The 21,163-nt window shown below is 56.8% G+C and carries 11 protein-coding genes and 1 pseudogene; 2 read left to right on the forward strand and 10 right to left on the reverse strand.

Going from position 1 to position 21,163, the window contains the following annotated elements; all coding sequences use genetic code 11:
* The 4 genes from RSSM_RS14210 to RSSM_RS14225 form a co-directional block, all read right to left on the reverse strand.
* Positions 1–1,740: DNA repair ATPase (locus tag RSSM_RS14210; RefSeq protein WP_008679887.1), on the reverse strand; the 1,740-nt coding region annotated here is incomplete at its 3' end.
* A 181-nt stretch (positions 1,741–1,921) separates the two neighbouring features.
* Complete coding sequence (locus RSSM_RS14215; RefSeq protein WP_044302558.1) at positions 1,922–3,991, reverse strand: flotillin family protein; 2,070 nt, start codon at positions 3,989–3,991, stop codon at positions 1,922–1,924.
* A 385-nt stretch (positions 3,992–4,376) separates the two neighbouring features.
* Entirely contained in the window at positions 4,377–5,819 is a 1,443-nt protein-coding gene (locus RSSM_RS14220) for an AMP-binding protein (RefSeq protein ID WP_008679891.1), read from the reverse strand.
* Positions 5,816–6,604 (reverse strand): TrmH family RNA methyltransferase, encoded by a 789-nt coding sequence (locus RSSM_RS14225; RefSeq protein ID WP_008679893.1) that lies wholly within the window; start codon positions 6,602–6,604, stop codon positions 5,816–5,818. Before RSSM_RS14225 ends, RSSM_RS14220 begins: the two co-directional genes overlap by 4 nt.
* Positions 6,605–6,831: 227 nt before the next feature.
* On the opposite strand from RSSM_RS14225, the gene RSSM_RS14230 reads away from it, so the two are divergent.
* Together RSSM_RS14230 and RSSM_RS14235 are read left to right on the forward strand one after the other, a co-directional pair.
* Positions 6,832–7,845, forward strand: a complete 1,014-nt coding sequence (locus tag RSSM_RS14230) for a hypothetical protein (protein ID WP_044302559.1) — start codon at positions 6,832–6,834, stop codon at positions 7,843–7,845.
* A gap of 154 nt (positions 7,846–7,999) precedes the next feature.
* Entirely contained in the window at positions 8,000–10,147 is a 2,148-nt protein-coding gene (locus RSSM_RS14235; protein ID WP_008679896.1) for a TolC family protein, read from the forward strand.
* A gap of 67 nt (positions 10,148–10,214) precedes the next feature.
* Here the strand turns inward: RSSM_RS14235 and RSSM_RS14240 are convergent, their stop codons facing one another.
* The 6 genes and pseudogenes from RSSM_RS14240 to RSSM_RS35335 all read right to left on the reverse strand — a co-directional run.
* Positions 10,215–11,837 carry a DUF4332 domain-containing protein gene (locus tag RSSM_RS14240; RefSeq protein WP_052336053.1) on the reverse strand — a complete coding sequence of 541 codons (1,623 nt, stop codon included), beginning with the start codon at positions 11,835–11,837 and terminating at the stop codon, positions 10,215–10,217.
* A 198-nt stretch (positions 11,838–12,035) separates the two neighbouring features.
* Positions 12,036–12,341, reverse strand: a complete 306-nt coding sequence (locus RSSM_RS14245) for a hypothetical protein (protein WP_008679900.1) — start codon at positions 12,339–12,341, stop codon at positions 12,036–12,038.
* A 440-nt stretch (positions 12,342–12,781) separates the two neighbouring features.
* Positions 12,782–14,587, reverse strand: coding sequence for a sigma-70 family RNA polymerase sigma factor (locus RSSM_RS14250; RefSeq protein ID WP_008679902.1), 1,806 nt, complete (start codon positions 14,585–14,587; stop codon positions 12,782–12,784).
* Between the two features lie 293 nt (positions 14,588–14,880).
* Complete coding sequence (dnaG, locus tag RSSM_RS14255; protein WP_044302563.1) at positions 14,881–17,100, reverse strand: DNA primase; 2,220 nt, start codon at positions 17,098–17,100, stop codon at positions 14,881–14,883.
* 657 nt (positions 17,101–17,757) lie between these two features.
* On the reverse strand, positions 17,758–19,311 hold the full coding sequence (locus RSSM_RS35330) for a hypothetical protein (RefSeq protein ID WP_052336052.1): 1,554 nt from the start codon (positions 19,309–19,311) through the stop codon (positions 17,758–17,760).
* Positions 19,272–21,163 (reverse strand): annotated as a pseudogene (locus RSSM_RS35335) (hypothetical protein); the annotation flags it as partial. The pseudogene RSSM_RS35335 and the gene RSSM_RS35330, both read right to left, overlap by 40 nt.

Consider the following 21,163-nt stretch of genomic DNA (forward strand, 5'->3'; position numbering starts at 1 on the left):
AGCAGAAAGTACGACACAGCGTCGACTCAATCGCTGCGTGGCCCGCGTCAATCGGTTCTCGAGATCATCGGCGAGAGCGAGATCGGCAAACTTCAACTCCTTCAACGTGATCGCGTGGCCGCGATGCTCTCGCAGACTCGTCAGGGAGCTGACAAACTCTTGAATGCTCTCGAATCGTTTGCGGTCGATCTCCTTGAGCGTTCCCTCAATTCCTGATTTGACTCGGTCGGTTTGTTTCTTGGTCTCGGTACGTACCCGAACAACCTTCTCGAACTCTTCGACCGCAGCAGACGCTGCGTCGCGGATGCTCGTCAACGCGACATCGAGTCGCTGAGTTTCTTCGTTCCCAATCCAAAAATAGCTGTCGAGAATATCCCCTGACTTTTTGACGAGGTCTTGGTACAGCCCGTCATAGCTGTCGTCTTTCTCGATCAGTTGCAGGACTTCGCTGCATTCGGCCATCCCGCGAACGAGATCTTGGTTGCCAATTTTGAAAAGCAATGAATCCGTCTGGCTCGGCGGCAGGTAGTTGTCACCGACAAAGGGTGTTTGCCAAATTTGGATCGGATGGTGCTTCTGCGGCGACTCATGGGCCTTGAAACAAACCATCTCTCCGGCTTCAAAAAACGTTTGACCGTGACAGGCCAACGGTGTCTCAACGGTTTGGCGAATTTGGTTGTACCGAAGCTGCACGTACGTCCCGTGCTCAACGTTGCTGAACAAGTAGAGGTAGTCCTCGCCGTTGGACGACGCGATCGTGCGTTCATAACGCATGTCGGCGAGACCGTGGTCGAACCGTTTGAACTCACCCGACTGCAAGTAATAGCCACCGGGGAAGATCAGCCCTTGATCGCCCGGCAACATCACGCATGCATGCTGAATTTCGTCGAGACGGACGGCTTCGTTGATCTTCCCGTTGAAAACGATGTATCGAAACTGGTTCTCCTGATACGGTTTGATTTTCATCAAGACCAAGTTTCCGACAATCGCATAGTAAGTCTCAGCGTCGTCGAGCTTTTGATCGGGATTGTCGACCGGTTCGGCGTAGATTCCTTCTCCACTGCTCGTGTTGTTTTCCACCTTCACGGTCAGATCGCCACCGACCGTTTCGACAAACACTTTGTCTTCGATCGAGATATGCGGATGGTCCCCGTAGCGATGCATGTCGCGGGTTGCACGCTGCCAGGCAAACGCGTGCTGTGGAGGTTGCTTGACCTCATGGTCACTGCGGTTGTCGACATACTCGATCTGCGATCCGGTAACTAGCCACTTGAAGGACTTAATGTCGTTGGCGGTCTTGCCGACCTGGAAAACCATGTGAAGTGTCGGGCCGTTTACAAAGAAACGCAGGAACGTCGTTCCTTTGTAGAACCGATAGAGTTCTTCAAAGTCTTTGACAAAACGTGGGTCACTGATCAAGTCCAACGCAGAGGCGTGGAACTCGTGATCTTCCATCCGATAGATCGAGAACACATCGGGCAGCCGGATCTCTGTCTTCAACCCAAACTGAACGTTGTATCCGAATACAAAATGGTCACCGATCGAAACGATATCACGTGGCACGCAGTTGTGCTCGGTCGAGATCCGCTGGGTCGCGATCAGTCGCGTTTCGATATTGCCGAAAACGTCATTTCGCTCGGCATTCAGTTTGCCGATACGATCCCGTAAATCGTTCGCAGCATCGCGAAGGCGATTGCGAAGGATTTCGTAGGTTCCGCCGGTGAGTTGCGTGTCACTCATAGGTTGGTTATTGGCGAGTAGCTAGGTGGACGCTTCGTTTGACGACGACTCGGCGGGTGTCGCAGCACGCCACCGAGCATCCTCATCATTGATGACACGATCACTTCGCCGCGTCCGCAGCGTTCACCGAAAAGAGATCGGCACACTCGCAGGAACGCGGCATCGCAATCCGCCAGAGTCACTAGCCTTTGGAGGTCGGCTTGACCCGTTTGGCGGCGACTGTGTTCTCACCGTTGGAACTCGGCTGAGTGAGAAGTCGCCCTGTTTTCTGGTCCGAGACGTTGGCGGTTGCAGCAATGCTGAGCAAGCTCGTCAACTGGTTTCGGACGTCGTCGGTCGATGCCATGCCGAGCATTTTGGCGATCAGCGCGGCGATCGAGAGATCCTTGACGCCATCGGTATCCAATCCAAACTGGCCAATCAGGTCTTCCATCTGACTGCGGAAGTAGTCCGCGTTGCCGTCGAAGAAGGTGTCCTTGATGTCGGTCGCCACTTTGCTGTTGTAGACGAATCGGTCGATCGCTTTGCCGCCCTTGACCGCGGAGGTGATCTGATCGAAGAACTCGCCGTCTCCACCGACGATATCGATCCGCGCCGCCTTGAGAGCATCGCCAATGACGCCAGCTTGGCTCTCGGCGATTCCTCGCTGGGCATCGATCGCTGCGATCTCGACATCCTTTTCTTTGGTGAGCGATAATTTGAACTCTTCGTGTTCCTTGCCGACACCATCGAGTTTCTTCATCGCCTCGGCCTTCTCGGTGATTCCGGTCGCTTCGGCGCTGTACTTCTCGCGTGAAACCTTCGCTTCGGCGAGACCTTCCTTCTCGAGCGAAATCGCCTTGGCCTCTTGCACCTGAGCTTCGGCGAGCCCGATCGCAGCGGCCTGTGCCGATTCGGCTTCGGCGAGCATCTTCGTTGCCGCCGTCTCTTTCTCGGCCGCGTCGCGTTTGGCTTCCGCTTCGATGCGAATCTTCTGCGCGATCAATTCGCTCGATTCCTTCTCGGCTTGAGCCAACTTGGTTTGGCGAATCAACTCCTCTTCCGCTTTCATTTCGGCGGCGGTGACCTGCACCTTCTTGGCACGATCGGCAGCAGCGACTTCTTCGGTGTCCTTGATACGTTCTTGTTCTTCGACCACGGCACGTTCGACCGCGACACGTTCTCGAATCACCTCTTGAATGTTTCGCTTCTCGACCTCGATCGCTTTTTCTTTCTCGACATCGGCGACGCCGACAACACGCATGCGTTCGGTCGCTTCGAGGTCACGATCGCGGGCAACACGTTCGAGTTCAACGGCGTCGGTTTTCTCTTTGTTTCGCAACGCGACCAAGATCTGCCGGCCTTTGTTTTCTTCGGCAATCCCGATTTCTTCTTCGGTTCGAATACGAGCACGTTCCGATTCGAGACGCTGTTCTTCGCGAACTTTGGCGGCGGCGGCTTGCTCCCGCGATGAAATCTCGGCGATCTCGCGTTGTTGTTTCTCGACGGCTTCCACCCGTTGGCGTTCCAACGCCAGGATGGTTTCTTCCGCTTCGACGTCTTGTTTCTTGAGCGTCTTCTCTTTATCGCGGGTGAATTGGTTTTCTTTGACTTTCTCCGTCGACGTCAGTTCCGTAATCTTCTTGATACCTTCTGCGTCGAGAATGTTACTCGGGCTGAGCATATCGAGCGGAGTCTGCTCGAGGTAATCGATCGCGGCGTCGTCGAGCCGGTAACCATTCAGATCGGTACCGATCACCTTCAGAATTTCGTCCTTGAACTTGTCGCGTTGGTCATAAAGGTCAATAAAGTCAAACTGCTTACCAACGGTTTTAAGAGCTTCGCTGAATTTCGCATCAAACAGTTCGCGGAGCGTTTCGAGTTGGCTGCAGCGTTTGGCGCCGATGGCCTCGGCAACTTCCTTCATCTCCGCGGGCGAGTTCGCAACGCGGATAAAGAACGCGACCTTGATATCCGCACGGATGTTGTCTCTACAAATCAAACCCGCGCTGCCCTCGCGATGAATCTCGAAGCTCTTCAGCGTCAGATCCATGTATTCGTATTGTTGGATCAATGGAATCACCAACATCCCTTGACCACATACCGCTTCCACACCACCGCGACCGGATCGGACGATGGCGCGATCAGGGCCGACCTTGATGTAGTATTTCTGCAGAAGGACGACGAAAAACAGTACACAAATCAGTGCACCGACGATCAGTACGACCGCACCGTCCACCAGGTAGGAGCCGGAAATGGTTGCGAGAAGCATGGAGTGAGTCCCTTAATGCAGCGGTTCAGGAAAAGGGGGAGCAAGGAACAGGGCCGGTGTGGACGACAGACGGGGCGCAGAAAAGACCACAAATAGCTGCATTTTCGCCAACAGATGTGCCATTGAACGTGCAGGCCGTCGCGGATCAGTCTAATCAATCCCCAGTCTAGGGTAGGACACGCCTGACCATTCTGCCGAACTGCTCGCTGGAAAACGCCAAAATCAACGCGATCGCGCTGAGTCCAACATGCAATGGGCAATCGAGTGGCATCCCGGACATCGCAGGACGGGCATGTCGCCCCGACGGCGAAAGACGCAAACGCCCTCAAACAAATGCCACGTCACACTACGTGCAGATACGCGGGAACCGTGAGAGATCGCACCTCTAGCGAAAGCGACTCGCGACGATGTGACGGCGCGGTGTCCCCTTTCCGGTCAATTCACCCGACCGGCGAGAGAGGTTGGGCACCAGTCGTGTCGTTGTGAGTTGAATCCCGTGAGGCAGGTAGGACAGAGCGAGGTCTCGGTATCGCGACCCATCAAACTCTTCCGACTGAACAGCCAGGATCAGCCCGTTTCTCCCTGGGATCAAAACGGCATGCTCACAACTGCTGTTTTGCAAAACCATCTGCTCGACCGCATGTGGATGCACTTTGAATCCGTTGTCGCAAACGATCACGTCGTCGGAACGCCCCAGAATTCGGAACTGACCATCGGGCTGTCGCTCCACAAGATCACCGGTATCGAGCCATCCGTCCGAATCGACTTTGTCGGCGGTGGATTGATCATCGTCCAGGTAACCCAACATTACCATTGGGCCGCGGACCAAAAGACGCTGATCATTGATTCGGGTTTCGCAATCTGCCACAGGAGGCCCGACGCATGCGGCGACCGTGGCGCCCGGCGAGGCACTGCAGATTACGGGAGACGTTTCCGTGCATCCGTATCCTTGAATGACCTCGATACCATTTTGTCGCAACGCATCAAAATGCTTTGTCTGCAACGCAGCACCTCCACACCCGAGCAGACGCAACTCTCGCAATCTCGGGTCATTGGCCCGCGTCCGCTGCATCACTGCCTGTGCGATCGAGGGAACACAATTGATCAAAGTGGGTGCGTCGGAACCACCAGAGCCATCGATCCGATCCAAGGACGCGCGCCCATAGTCCAACGTCCAACGACAACCGGACATCAACCATGTCCCCATATCGCAGGTTCTCGCATACGCGTGCGCCAAGGACAAAAGGGTCAGACGATGGTCCTCCGCATCCTGCGGAACGGCCTGGAGTTTGGCTGCCGCGTTGGTTGTCAAATTGCGTTGAGAGAGGACAACGCCTCGCGGTTGGGAAGTCGTTCCACTCGTCCACAACACCAAACTGGCTCGAGCGAGTCGGACCTCTTCGGCCGCTTTCTCCAGTTTCTCGACCGCAGCGAGCACGCTACCGTCATGACTCAACCAATCGACACTGGCCAAGTCGACCAACTCCGCGTTTGCCTGCTTGCTAAGTAGGCTGCGGGTCTCGCTAGGTAACTTTCCATCGACTGCAATCTCTAACGTGCTGCTAGCAATGCAGGCTAACGCCAACACCACGTCGTTCTCGGTGTTGTGACAATCGTAGACGATTCGCCGCTGGTCGACTTCCGTTGCACGGCCAACGGTGACACCACTTGGTGCCTTGGCTACGTTTGCGATCAAACGGGAGGCATGCTCGACCGCGACTACCAATTGCCCCCACGTCCGCGGAGGCATGTGGGGATGCTTCAACGCGATTGCGTCGGGACGCTGCTGGGCGTGCTGCAACAAAGCATCGAGAAGGTGTCGATTCATCTCAGATGTTTTGTCAGTTCGTAAAGAAAAACCGCGCCCGCAACACTCACGTTTAGGCTATCGGTCGATTCTGGCATCGGCAGCGTCGTACGCACGTGACAGGCCTGCTGGACCGCTGGATCGAGCCCATTTGCTTCGTTGCCCATCAACAAGACGGTCGGTGTGCCATGAACCTGCAGCGTGAGGTCTTCGATGTTGACGGCATCGGGATCGAGCGTCGTGGCGGCAAACCGAATACCGTTATGTTGCAGACCCGCAATCTGTTCTAACGGCTGATCGAACTGATAGAAACGATGATTGAAAACCGAGGCCATGCTGACGCGGATCACCCGACGAACATAGGGGTTGATGGTAGCGGGCCCGATCAAGACATCTTCGATTCCCATCGCCGCGGCCGACCGCAGAAGACTGCCGACGTTTTCAGGGTCACTGATTCCGATCAACCCCAACGAGATGGCAGGACGTGATCGTCGCAGTTGCTCGCAATCTCGCAGTGGTGGGCAGTCACCATGAGCCAGCACGCCCCGATGAAAGTCATAGCCGGCGATGTTTTCTCCGAGAGCCGGGTCGACGACATACACCGGCACGGAATCGGGAAGCAGATCGAGGTATTTCTGTTCCTGACCTTTGTGAAGCAGTAACGATCGTATGGATAATTCACTCGCAATCAGCCGCTTCACCACGAGCGAACCTTCCGCGATAAACCCCTGACTGGGATCGCGCAGGCGAAGATTACGGTACGCCTGAATACGCGAGTCATGGGGATCGGTCAGTTCAATCAACATCGCTACAAATTGCGGATTTGAGTGGCGTTAATGGTCCGTGGGGTGGTCCGGACCACTTGTAAGGTTTAACGGCTATGCCGCCTGTGCTCGTCGTGTCCTGCGAACAACGATGGTTTTAACGGGTGCGGGTCGATTCGTCGTGCCGGTCTAGACGATTACACCGCCTGCCGGGAGTTACCGGTATGTGCTTTTCGATCCGCAAATCACGTCAAGGAATACGCACCACGATGTCAACTTCAATCTGGGATTGGTGGTTCGGCGACGGACAACTGCAACTCCCCATGGTCGGTCACATGGATGTTATGCGTGTGGATCGATGGCTCTACTCGACCGGTCGTCGATTGACTCGACGTCGCCTCGGCGTTTTCCTCGCCGCAATCGGAGTCGTCGTTTCGGGCACATCTTCAAACGCATGGGCCGACGAATCTCGCGTTGATTTTGCCGGACCGAACGCGAACGAAAATGTTGTTTCTCCGACCACCTTCGCGATGATTATCGCCGATGAAGACGCGAGCGGGAAGTCCGCTGCATCGGATAGCAACGCGACTGATGCCGTCGAAGCTCTCGATGAAGACGCTCTACGGCGGAAGCGATTGCGAGATTTGTTGGGTGAAGAGCCTGACCCACTGGACATGGAAAACTACGAAGACGACGGTGAAAACGCCAATCGAGAGCCGCGTGCATCCGACTTCGAGGACGACGAAGACGAGGACGCATTCGCCAAACCGTTTATTGAAGAGCGACTGCCTGAAATTGAATCAGGGCATTTCGTGCTTCCGCCAATCCGAGCCGTCTCGATCGATCAAGAACCGATTGGAAACGGACGCGTCCCCGAAGGACTGCGGGCCGGCAAAGACCTACCGCTCGTCGCGCTTCCCGAGGACGGGTATTCACGCATGGCGCTCACCGGTGGTGGTGCATGGCCGCGTCTGATCCGACCTTGGGCAGCTCCGAACACTTATTCACACCCATTGTATTTCGAAGACCGGATGCTCGAACGGCACGGTCACGAACGATGGGGATGCTTCCAACCGCTCGCAGCCGGCGCTCGCTTCTTTACAACGTTCCCGATGCTTCCGTATCTGGCGACAGTGCAAGAACCGTGCGACATCGTCTACAGCAAAGGTTACTACCGGGCCGGTTCGCCGGTACCGAAAATGTACCAACGCCCTCCTTTGGAAAAGCGAGCTGTTCTGGTGGAAGCCGCCGTGGTTTCAGGAACCTTCATCGCATTGCCCTGACGGGGACGTGCGAGTCGAGCCATTTAAGAAATATTTCAACGCAGGTCATCGCACCTGCAATAAAACACCGTCCGTTCGCTCATTGCGGGTCATCGACAGGGAAGTCGACCGCGGTGAGTCCGGCCTTTACCTCGTATAGCAATTGAGATCAGCCATGGATCGGCAGTTCACGAAAAACGATTGTGTTGAAACAGACAGCGTGCCAACGCAGAATGCCGACGTGAAACGCCGTGTCAGCAAACGGCGTCGACGTCGCGTGCTCGCCTCGTTGTTGTGTGGCTGTGTCAGCACACTCGCCACGGTCGGATGCGGTCTAACACAAAAGATCCCTGACAGCCCTTACGATACGAAGACTTCGTATCACGATCACTCTGCTCTTCGCATCGAGTACCCTCAGGTACACGAGTGTGCTACACCATCATCAACCGCGGCTGCCTCCGCGAACGCCCCCAACGCATTGCAAGACCCGGCGAAGATGCCGGCGATCGAATTGACGTTGCAGGACGCGATTCAGCAAGCTCTGCGCAGCAGCCCGGTGTTGCGATCGATCGGAGGCGCCGTCGTGACAAGCCCTTCGGCGGTTACGACGTCGTATGACCCCGCGCTCGCCCACGCCAACCCGTCACTCGGTGTGGAAGCGGCGCTGTCTGCGTTCGACGCACAGTACTCGCAATCGTTGTTCTGGGAGAAAGTCGATCAACCGAGGAACTTCAGCATTACGGGAGGGGGAATTGGAACGGTCTTCCCGTCCTTTGCAAATCAGACCGTTGCGTCTTACAGCAACGAAATTACCAAACGTACTGCGACGGGTGCGAGCTTCGCTCTGCGTAACGTCGTCGGCTATACTCGCACCGATGACCCCAGTCGCGCAAGCCAGTTGTACCCAAGTGCATTCACTGGTTACCTGGAAGCCGAATATCGCCAACCGTTGATGAAGGGTGCCGGTGCCACCTACAACCGAATCGCCGGAACGAGTGGTGCGATCGGAACGTACAATGGTGTGTTGATCGCCCGGGTCAACGAAGACGTGGCGTTGGCCGACTTTGAGGCTGCGGTGATCTCCTTGATCGCCGACGTCGAACAAGCCTATTGGGACCTGACCGCCTCATACCGAATTCTCGAAGCGGTCGTCAAAGGGCGAGAAGCCGCACTGCAGACGTTCCAATACCAACAGGTTCGTCTTGAGGTTGGAACGGGACGCCGGGATGAAGAAGCCCAGGCACGTTCGCAGTACTATCAATTCGAAGCCCAGGTTCAGTCGTCGTTGGCAGGCACGACCGGCTTGTATGCTCTCGAGCAGCGGTTGCGTTACCTGATCGGCATGCCAGCGTCCGATGGTGCATTGTTGAAACCAACAACGTCACCGGTTGATGCCAAAGTCGTCTTTGACTGGGAAAGTGCCCTCGGTCAAGCACTGGCAAGACGAGTTGAAATTCGTCGTCAGAAGTTCAACGTCAAACGACGTGAGATGGAATTGACGGCCGCGAGACTGAACCGACGTCCGCAAGCCGACTTCGTCGGGCAATATCGCTGGCGTGGGTTGGGCGACCATTTGATCGGAGATGGCGATGGTATTTCGCCGAACGACAACCTCGTCCATTCGATCACCGATGGCGACTATCAAGAATGGAGTGCGGGTGTCGAATTCACCGCGCCGATCGGTCTGCGTGCCGCCAGCAGTGCCGTCGCTCACGCGAAACTCAACCTGCAGCGTGAACGTGCCTTGCTCAGCGAAACCGAACTTCGCATCAGCCACGATCTGGCCGACGCGGGGCGTACTATCGAGCTGACCTATCAACTCGTCGAAACCAACTACAACCGTTACCTCGCCGACTTGAGACAGGTCGACGTGCTTCGCCGGCGGTATCGCGATGGAACCGACAACATTAACTTCCTGTTGCAAGCACAACGGCAGGTGGTCACTAGCGAAGTCGAGTTCTATCAGTCGATCTCGAACTACAACGTGGCGATTCGCGACTTCCATCGCCAGAAGGGATCACTGCTAGCGTACGCGGAAGTGAACCTGGCGGAAGGAGCATGGTGCCCGGGAGCAGAACGTGACGCCTATGAACTCGGCCGCTTCCTCGAGCCTCGATGCCAACCGGAGAAAGTCAGCGTACCATGTCCGGTAACGTCAGGACCGTTTGATCCATCGGCAACGCAGCCAACTGTGGGAACCGTCTCCAGCAACGATTGGCAGATGATCGACGAGGGAATCAGCTCGCCCGGCGACGTGAATATCGCGACCGAGTTGCCTGCTCCCTCTGAATCGCTCGACGCATCTGCCGCCGAGAAACCGTAGGACAGGGTAGACCTGTTACCGCGGCGGCTTCAAGAGAGCCGTCGCGTTGCAACCAAGCGTTGCGAAACTAGGCCGCACGAGACGTTTGATCGGAATCGGTTCGGGAACCGGCATCTGATTCAGATTCGGCATTTCTCATACGAGAAACGGCACGTTTTTGGCGTACCAATGCCAAGGCGGCTTCGCCGATCCACGTATCGACCCGGTCACGCGTCGGCGGTTCGGCACCACGCAGGTAACGACGGCCTGAATACGTTGCTGCATATGCTTCAATCGCTCGGTGCAACGCGTCAAGTTTGGTCTTGGCGATGCTGTCGGCGGTGGCGAATCCGGCACCGACCAACAACTGCGTGTCGCGGGCGAGCATGTCCGGCAACTGGCACATCAAAATCGCCTGACAACGCCACGCATGCAACGTCTCTTCGGTAATCCAGCGGGTTGCCAAGCGATCGGCAAGCTTTGCCGGATCCGAGGCCAAAAATTCGCCGACCGTGTGAATGCCCAACTTGGCGAAACGCGCCGCCGTTTTCTTACCGATCGAAGGTGCATCGACGAGGTCGTCTTCCACCCGCAGTCGTACGTTGCCTTTCTGTGGTGAGACGAACGGGATCGTTACCCGCTGTTGATCAATGACATCCGGACTCGTTGTGGTACTTTCGTCTGCCTGCGCGTTCGCTGCGTCTTTGACGTCGTCTGCCTGAAGGATGCGAATCATCGAACCGTTTTGACGTTCAGCCCGGAGACGGTTGTACTCACGTTCGCGGGTATAAATATTGCGAACCTTCTCCATGACCCGCAGTTCGCTGGGCAGATTCTTCTCGATCGCGCCGGTCGCCTCAAACTCATCGATCAACGCGCGAATTTTCCGCTGTTCGACACCATGTTCCACACGGCGTATCCAAACTTGGTGTGGAACCCGAATGCCCGCGAGCACAACACCCAAGGTGACACCTTGCGTGGGCAGCGGTTTGTTTCGCGCCTGTTCGGCGTCCAGTGCAGCTCGCTCGATGACCCGCGCCCAACCGGTCACGCAAAGGCCGATTAATTGAGCGAAGCATCCGCGCGACACATTGTCCAATCCTGCCGGCGGGTCGCTGCGTCCCTTCTTTAGGTCGTAATGCTCGAGAAGTGTCTCGTAATGATCGTGAGCAACCCTCGCTGACGACAAAATGGCTTCGCCCAACCATCCTGGGCTGTCCGAAAGCTGAAAGACGGTGCGCGACGGATCACGCTGCCATTGCCCGAAGAGCGAAGCGTACGATTTGGTCACGCTCCACTCGATAGGCCGGTGCAGAACCTTCTCCACGGGAGTTTGGGCCGTGTGCAAAGGCTGTATGGGGTCAGTGAAATAGTGGCTCAAGACGCCGGCCGCATGAGCTGCGTCACTCCATCGATCGGTGCGGAGATACCGTTGCATCCGGTCGTACCACTGATGAGCGACCCGTGGAGCGCCGCCCCAATAACCATCATCGACATGGATGACATGGTTTTGAAAGTCGCGAAAGCGAACGTCGGGATCCTTCGCCCCCGCGAGGTAGCGATGATGATGCCGCAACAAATGGCCGACGAGTCGCTCTCCCGCGGGAGTTCCCACCAGGGGCAGGGCGTCGATGGCAAAATGATGATGCGTGCTGCGGCAATGCGCCGCTCGCAGGATCGATAGCAACAGACTGGTTGACTTCTGAGTCACCGGTTTCACTCCGCAGACGGATATCGCCGATGAATTCGGCGTTCAAATTGGGATCGCGAACTCGAAATACCGATCCGCATTCGGACTGCTCGATAAGAGCGTTTTGACATTTGACGTGTCCGATCCCTGTAGGCGGATTCGCCAGAATTCAGGGCACCGAAGTCTGGCGACATCGGCTACATCATTTCAACAAACGCTCTAGGCTGCTCGTTTTGCAACCTTTTGCTTCGTCGAGGCGACACCGTAGGCGGCAGCCTGACGAGCCAATCGAGTCCTGAGCGACTGGCCGATTTCTCCGGCTCCCAACGAATCGTAGTGCAAGACTCGCTGCGTGAACGATTCGCGACTCAGGGGGCGAAACTCACAATGACCGGCGGGCGGTGTGACGCTGCCGTACTGCGATTGCAACCGGAAGGCATGATCCTTCTCAGCGACCGCGTAGTAGAGATCGTAGAGCTGATCAACATGAAGCGCCGAAACGTCGGCGAGAGGTCCAATGGCCACGTGAGCATCCTTGCAATGGAAAGATTGGGAGAGACCAGGCATGCTGAAGTATTCCAAAGACAGCTTTGACCTGGCAAGGTTGAAATCGAAAGACAGGAACAACGAGCGTTTTGCTTAACCGGCAAAGTTTATCCGACGGTGTGAACGAAACTGGTTTTCTAGGGAACTTCCGTCCTCCCGTTGGTCAATTTCTGCCGAACAATAGCGAATAGCCGGCGTGGTCAACCAAGTGGAGGACCCGACGTTTGGCCGAAGAGGTCGGATCGGTGAGTTGTCGTGGTGTGGGATTGCGACAAAGATCATCGAACCGAGAGCTTCTCGTAGTTGATAAAGAGACGGCGGATCGACGTTTGGGCACGTCGCGTCCGCCGTTTTTTTTATGCAATGACCGGTGCGACATCGCGGCCGCACCAAGAGACTTCCGACGTTTCCAATCGCCCTTATGCGGCGGGGTTGAGGTACGACGATAAACGTTCGGCACGCGAAGGACTCTGCAATTTCGCGACTGCTTTGGCTTCGATTTGACGAACACGTTCCCGTGTGACTTTGAAGATCCGGCCACATTCTTCGAGCGTGTAGCTGTAACCATCAACGAGGCCGTAACGAAGGCGGATGATTTCACGCTCGCGGAACGTCAGTGTCTTTAACAAATCGTCGATTTTATTTCGCAGCATTCCGCTCGCTGCCATTCGGACCGGGTTGTCATTCTCGTTGTCCTGAATGAACTCGCCGAAACTGCTGTCTTCGCCTTCACCGACGGGGCGATCAAGACTGACCGGATGACGGCCGATGTCCATCACGCGGCGGACTTCTTCGATCGGCACTTCGGTGGCTTCAGCAATTTCTTCGTAGGTCGGTTCGCGACGCAAGGTTTGAGTCAAACGTTTCTGAGCTTGGCGAAGTTTGCTCAAGACATCGATCATGTGAACCGGGATGCGAATCGTACGGGCTTGGTCGGCGATCGCACGAGTGATTGCCTGACGGATCCACCATGTCGCGTAGGTGCTGAATTTAAACCCACGGCGATATTCGTACTTATCCACCGCTCGCATCAAACCGGTGTTTCCTTCTTGGATCAGGTCGAGGAACGACAATCCACGGTTGCGATACTTCTTCGCGATCGAAACAACTAGGCGAAGGTTTCCTGCACTCAGTTCGCGTTTGGTCGCTTCGTACTGATCGAAGAATTTACGCGTGCGAACCATACGGTTGTGAAGGCTGCGAGGGCTTTCTTGAGTGACGAGCATCAACTCGCGGAGTTCTTGACGAAGGTCAGCGGCTTCGTCTCGGCTCATCGCATCTTTGCCGAGCGTGTTGAGACGGTCACGGATGAAATTCATCCGACCGGAAATCTTCTCCAATTGATGCAACAACGGCGTGACGCGGCGACTGCGGAGGCTCAGTTCCTCGACCAGCTCAAGACACTTGCGACGTCGGCGGAGAAAACGGTTACGAACTTCAGCCTTCAGGCGAGGTGAAACACTTCGGCGAACCAGAATTTCAAAATCGGCTTGATTTTGCTCGAGCAACGGTTCGAGCGTCCGCAGGTTGTGCGGCATCCGCTGCGAAATTTGCTCTTTGGTCAGACGTTCGGTCAGCGACACTTTGATCGTTCGATCGAAAGGCAACTCTCCGCTGTGAACTTTCTTTAACACGTCGACGGTCGCACGCATCGCGTAGTCGGTTTCGAGCAGCGAGCGTCGATATTGCTTGCGAGTGATTTCAATTTTCTTCGCCAGCGAGATTTCTTCCTCGCGAGTCAACAACGGGATCTCCGCCATTTGACTGAGATACATCCGGATCGGATCCTCACTGGCTTTGGGCAGATCCGCGGCCGTTCCCAGCACAGGCCCGGAAGTGTCTTCAACACCGCCGAGTTCTTCGGTCGATGCTTCGATCGCGGAAGCATCAATCACCTCATCCGCATCGACGTCGTCAGCCGACACGTCGAGCTCACCCTCTAAGTCAGTTTCCTCGCCCGAGAGGTCGTCACCTCGACGCAGTCCGGCAACGTTCGGCTGCGGAGTGTTCTTGGGCTTTTGAGCGGCAGCGGCCTCGCGTGCCTTCTTCTCAGTCGCTTCGATGAGTGTGATGCCACGTCGCTCGAGTGCCGCGAGCAACGTGTTGAGCTTTTCCGGATTGACGTCTTCGTCCGGCAGGTAAGCGTTGACTTCATCATAGGTCAGGTAGCCATCCTTGGCTCCGCGGGCGATGAGTTGCGAGAGATTTTGATCCATCAATTGCATGTTTCTAACTTCGTGTTAAAGGGTCTCGTTCCATCATGGAACGGTGAGCCGTTGTCGGCATGATCGCTTCGCCATCCGGAGATGACGGGTTTCGATCACGGGGAGGCGATTCGTTCGAGAGCGGGAACGCTCGGGCGAATCAAACAACGCGGGCTCGAAAGCGGGAAAACGAAAGTGGTTTGTTATGTTCGAGAAAGTTTCAGCAATTAAAACTCGGGGCTCGAGGTTCGAAATGGCGTGACTCGGAACGGATCCAGAAGTCACTCAAATTGGATGTTGGTTTGGCAGATAAGTCAACGCGGATTATGGCGAATTCGTTCAGCGTCAATAATCGCTTGCAAAACCGCGAGCTCCTCGTCTTCGGGAAGCGTTGCCGATTCGAGTTGATTGATTTGACGTGATTTTTCGGCTTCGAATTCACGCTCATGAAACCGCGTGAGGATTGCCGCATAACGTTCGTGAGGTGTCTCGGCGATCCGATCGGCTCGGTTGTCGACGCGTTGTTGCAGGCTGATTATTTGGCTCTTCAAAAACTCATTCTCCAACAACGTCAACAACGCGTCCGAGTCCAACTCGTGACCTTGAAGATCGAGTTCCTGATACGCCGACAGGAGCATTTTGGCCGTGATCGATTGCAACCAATCTGGGTCAATCGCCTCGATCGCCATGGCCGCCACTTCGGGGCTCTCGAGAAGCGTCTCGAACAACTCGCGATCAACGCCCGTCAGCGGTTGGGAATCGAAGTCATTGATTCGACGATTGGAAGGAACCGACATCGGCGAGGGAGCGGACATTGATGACGGCGCTGACATCGGCGGCATCGAATCATCCATCCCAAACATCGCCGCATCTTCCATCGCTGCGGAAGCAAACGGGTCGTCAAACCCCATGTCCGCGTAATCGTTGGGTGACGGGGCAGACGGCGCCGGCGACGCGGCGGGTGTGTTTGAAAAACGGTCGCGTCCCGAAGTGCGATTCGATTGCGTCTTGGGTTGCGAGGGGTCTCGGGTTTCAGCGGGTCGTTTTTGGTAACGTGCCTTCTTGGCTTCACTTTGCTTGCGGTCGGCACGCAAGGCATCGAGGCGACGCGATAGACGGTCGACCGGCAACTCAAACGTGCGGCTCATTCGCAGCAACAACTGGTCAATCTTCAGAGCCGCACGGTCGTCGTTTTGCGGAACTTTGACAAACAGACTGAGCAGCGATTCAATCGCCGATGTCACGCGGTGCGTATCACGGGTCAGGTCGACGCCTTCGGTCAATCGGGCGATCTTATGATCGACCGCATCCGGTGCGTTGGCAGCCAACTCAAGAAGCGCCGACGATGGATGCTCCGCGAGGTAGTCTGCCGGATCGGAGTTGTCCGGTAGCGTCAGGATACGCAGGTCCGCGTCGGCGGTTACGAACAGGTCGAGGACCTCCTCGGCGCGACGTCGTCCCGCATCGTCGCCGTCCAATACGAGAACGACGCGCGGGGCAAAACGTTTGAGAATGCGAACGTGATGAGCGGTCAGCGCGGTACCGAGAACCGCGACCGCGTTTTCGATCCCCGACATCCGCGTGGCAACCACGTCGGTGTAGCCTTCCATGACGAGGACTTCGCCGGCCGAACGAATCGCGTCACGGGCCAAGTCGAGGCCGTAGAGTTCGGAGGATTTTCGGTAGAGGAGCGTTTCAGGACCGTTGAAATACTTTGCCCCTGCGGATGCTTTGCCCCCGGAGGACTCTTCGATGCGTTTCGCGATCGCCGGAATGATTCGACCGCCGAGCGAGATCACTTTCCCGCTCGCGTTGTTGATCGGAAACATCAATCGGCCGCGGAAAAAGTCGTAACAACCGTCGCCACCATTTTGGCCGCCGCGTGGCTTGGCGACACCGCAGGCAACGGCGACTTGTTCGGAGAAGTTCTTCCGCTTCAAAAGGTTGACGGCAAAGTCCCACGAGTCGGGAGCAAAGCCGATTCGGAAACGTTGGCGGTTTTCATCATCGATCCCGCGCGAGGCGAGGTAATCCCAGGCCACCTTCGCGTCATCGGTCTTGCGAGCGTCAAGTTGCTCGTAGTACGCCTGGGCGACCGCGTCGATCGCCGCTAGCAGAGTAGGTTTGTCGTTGGGATCGCCGGGTTGAGTCTTGGGGCCTTTGCGAAACTGCGGCAACTCGATGCCGGCTCGTTCGGCGAGCACTCGCAACGCGCCGGGAAAGTCGAGCCCTTCACGCTTCATCACGAAACTGAATACGTCACCACCGATGTCACATACCCAACACTTCCACGATTGCCGTTCGGGGTTCACCGTCATCGACGGTTTGGTGTCGTTGTGGAACGGACAACGAGCGACGAAATTACGGCCTTGTGGACGCAGCTCGAGATCGCGACCGACGACATCAACGATGTCGGACGCGTTGCGCACTCGCTCTTTAACGTCGAAGTCCGTCTGGAATGACAAACCAGCGCTCCTGCCAGTAACGTCGTTGACATCAGAAAGCAAATTCCGGTATTGGAATGTGGTTCCCATTTGTCTCCGACACGATTGCGTGGTGACACATGCCGTCGAGTGAGTGTGCGGATGAGACAGAAACACAACCGATGTGTTTGCATTCTCACCGGCCATCACGCGGTTAGCAGATGCCGTTAGTGAATCGGTCGACCCGATCAATCACGACTGTGATTGGTGCATCACCCTTCCTGGATGACCGGCCCGCTCGCATCGTCGACGATTTGTGAAAGAGGGCCGAAGCATACTTCCTGTGCGTCGAGATTCGAACGAAACGCCGAGGCAAATTTCGATTCGATACGTCCCTGTAGCGTCGTGTCTCAACCGGGTTGGGGTGGTGTCCCTCTGAAATTTCGCCGGTTGGCCGCTTCGTTACAAGCAAGACACGAGTTTGGTGACCTTTCAAAAACCAGTCAATAGCAATCGGCTGGCAAACTTGAGCCGAAGTTGCTTTTTTGAAAGAAATTTTTTAGCAACGAAAGTCCGCCGAATCCCCCATCGCAGCCTCCAAAATTGCCGCTCATTTGCCGGCGTACGCTCGCTCGGGACTACTCAAAGGCTCGCGGGTCTCCTCAAGGGCTGAGGGCCGAGCGCCAACGAAAAGCGGCGTCCGATTCCGAAAGGGAACCGCACGCCGCCGTGTTGAAATCGCGTGGACAGTTTCGTCGCAGCGGGCCGTTAGAACACGCCGCCGGTTCCGCCGGTGGTCCCACCCGTCGTACCGCCGGTTGTTCCACCACCGGTTCCGCCACCCTCTTCACCGGTGACGAAGTTAAACGTCGTCACGTCCGCAATTTGGATGAACTGCGGTGCAGGGCTGATCCGCACATAACGACGGTCGGCCGAGATAATCGCCAGGGCGAGCATCGAAGCACCTTCGGGAATTGTCGTGATTTCAGGACGATAACCGACCGCACCTTGCGGGAAGAAGCCACGTCCATTGTTTCCGTTGATTGCATTCGGGTTGTTTCCCCCACCTGCATAGTACGGTGACGACGAACTCAGCGAAGGATAGTCACGCAGGAATTCCTGCATGATCTCGCCATTGCTGACTCCACCGCCCGCGTCCGGACCGGCGAACTGGCCGAGCACCTCACGACCGGCTTTGCGACCGAAGTCCTGCAGGTGAGCGAGTTGAGCTTGGGCGAGTTCCTCTTTACGTTGTCCCGACTTGACTTCGAAGATCACCAACGCGTTCTTCTCCATCAACGGAACTTGTTGGCGAATGAATCGCTGGGTCGGACGCCCCACATCGGTGAGGATCTCGACGGTGACCTTTCCGGTCGCGACGTTGCCCCAAATCCGACGCAGCATGACGCGGTATTCACCGCTGAATCCACGGGGACACAAATAGGTTTCGCAGACTTGACCGGTCGGGTCATCAGCCGCCCCCGGGAACGAATCACCCAACAACGTACCGCCACCTGGGCTGGTCGGTGTGTCGAGAGAGCAAACCGTACCGGCGGGTTCTTCCACCGACAGGTCCACGTCCGCGTCACCTGTCCAGCAAACACGAACGATCGCGTCGTGAGACGATGCACGGCGAAGCGCTTCGCTGAACTGCGATGCGCCTTCGGTGTCCCCTTTTTCGATCAATTCTTGATGCGTCGCGCGGGCGAGCAAGCGAGCTTCTTCAACCAGCGGTTGCATTTTTGCCTGCCATGCTTGGCCGAGCACACCTTCGCAGGCCCACGCCAAGTCTTCGGTATTTCCGAGTCGTTTGGCGAGGCGAAGACCGGTCACATAAGGCTCGCGACGATCCGGATCGACCGCGGACAGTTGACGACATAATTTCATGGCCGCCGCATCGCAGCGGATCGCTTCGAGACGTCCGATGACATTGAGGACATCGTCCGGGGTTTCGGCAAAGTCGACTGCGGACAGCAATGCCCGTTCGATCTCGGCTTCGGGAGCGTTCGTAGCCGCGAGTGCGATCGCATAGGCTTGGTACATCCACGGTTGAATGTGTCCGGCCGAGATGGCCCCGCCGATCACAGCACGAATCTCTTCGAACTTCGCAACCGCTTCCGCATCGTCACCGGATTCCTGCAACGAAGAGGCTTTGACGTTGAGTTCACCGACAGTCGCTTTGACGCGTCGGTCGAGCACCGTCAATTGCTCCGGCGAATCAATTTTCAATCCGGCGAAGTAAGCACGCCAAAGGTCTTCGAGCGACTGGCCGTCTTTCGCCTTCAGGCGGATCGGGCCGTAATCGTTCGGGTCCTGCGACAACTGCGGTTTGCGAGCGGCCTCTGGACTGGCTTGCGCTGCAGCGGAATTCGCGTCGGAAGACGAGGCATCGACCTGCGGACGGTTGGCTTTGTCTTGGAGCGAGACGTCGTCAGGAACGACGAACATACCGCCGCCCATGCCGCCGCCCATACCGCCCATGCCGCCGCCCATGCCACCCATGCCGCCGCCCATGCCACCCATGCCGCCGCCCATACCGCCGCCCACTGCCACCTCCCATCGCCACCTCCCATGCCGCCGCCCATGCCGCCGCCGAGGGCAACCACAGGAACGACAAGGTCACCGACCGGATAGACTTTGGTCACGAGGTTCGTGTTGGCGTCATCCTCAGTGGTAATGTTGAGGACTTCGTCCTGGATCATGTAGGTCAACTCCAGGTCACGAAGCATCAATCGCAGGAACGAACGAAGCGAAACGTTCTCGAGCGAAATGTCGACCGGGGTGTCCTCGGTCAAACCGTTGCCTTCGATCGCGGTCCGGTTGATTCGGATCGGAATGTCGTGAGCTTCGGAAAGAACACGGATCGCTTCGTTGAGTGGCGTCTCAGGGAAACGTTGTGACGTTTCATCATCGAGCGTTGCTTCGATCCGGCGTTCGGTTTCGCTGTCACCGACCAACTCGATCGCACCGTAGCGTTCGATACGCCGGCGGCTGAGTCGTTGCCAAACGTCAGCATCGGGATAAACAATCGGTGGCTCGTCGACAAACGGGATCGCGGATTTGAGCACCAACGAGAACGCATCGATAAAGTTACGTTCGCGGAGTTCGCGATAACGTCGGTCACGTGCGTACGTTTGCAGCCACAAGGTTTGGTCCGTGACGTGACGACCGAGAACACTGTCGTCGGTGATCGTGTCACCGGCGATCTTCGCGATCTCGAGAGAAACGCCGCCGTCCGCTTCGGTGTAACGACCTTCGTCGATCAACGCGTTCATCTGAGCCGACAACGTCTTCAAGCGGGCTTCGCGTCGGAACGTTTCATCGAGAAGTCGAGCCGATGCGGTCGCGCCCGCCGAGACCGCCTGCAAAGTGACTTGCTGTTCGAGGAAAGCGGCTTCACGTGCGGACGCGATTTGGATCGATGCCCGGACCTCTCCCATCAATTCGCGACGGAGTTGTGGATCGATGTCCGGTGTGGATTCAACGCGTGCGAGCAGGCTCTTCAGACTGCCGGCGACGCCGACAGGGTCTTGGCGAATCAGCCGTCGAGCTTCGCGAAGTTGTGCACGGACTTCCGCACGCAAACGACCTTCGGCGCGACTTCGGAGCGAATCCACGCGGTCGAGCAATTCTCCGCCCGATTCACGCAGTTCGTCATCACCGACCGGCATTCCAAAGTTACCGCCTGGTGCGAGCATCGATGGACGCCCGCCTCCCGGTGCGACGCCGTTCGGCGCACCGAATGGTTCTGCAGGAGGAGTCGTCGGTTGCGGGTCGACCGTGGCTTCACCACCGGCACCGAACGGATCGTCAACGCCAAACGCGTCGTCGCTCGCGGCGGGAGCTGCTGTTTCGCCCGCCATCGGTGCGGCCGGCTCGCCAGCGCCAAACGGATCGTCGGCTGGTGCCGGGTCTTCCGCAGGAGCCTCGAACGCAGGCTCGTCCGCCATCGCATCACCGAACGGATCGCCAGCCGCTGGAGCGGGTCCCGCGTCGCCAGCCGGTTCGGCGCCACCACCGTTGTCGGCTCCGAATGGATCATCCGACATCGCGTCCCCGTCTCCGCCAAAGAGATTGTCGAACGGGTTCTCATCAGTCGGGTTTTGAACGATGAGCGTTTGGTCGGAAGGGCTCGACATTTTCAAAATGGCTTTTGCATTTTGATTGTTAGGGT

Origin of the sequence: Aporhodopirellula sallentina SM41, from assembly GCF_000346505.1 — a bacterium.
Classification (GTDB): Bacteria; Planctomycetota; Planctomycetia; order Pirellulales; family Pirellulaceae; genus Rhodopirellula; species Rhodopirellula sallentina.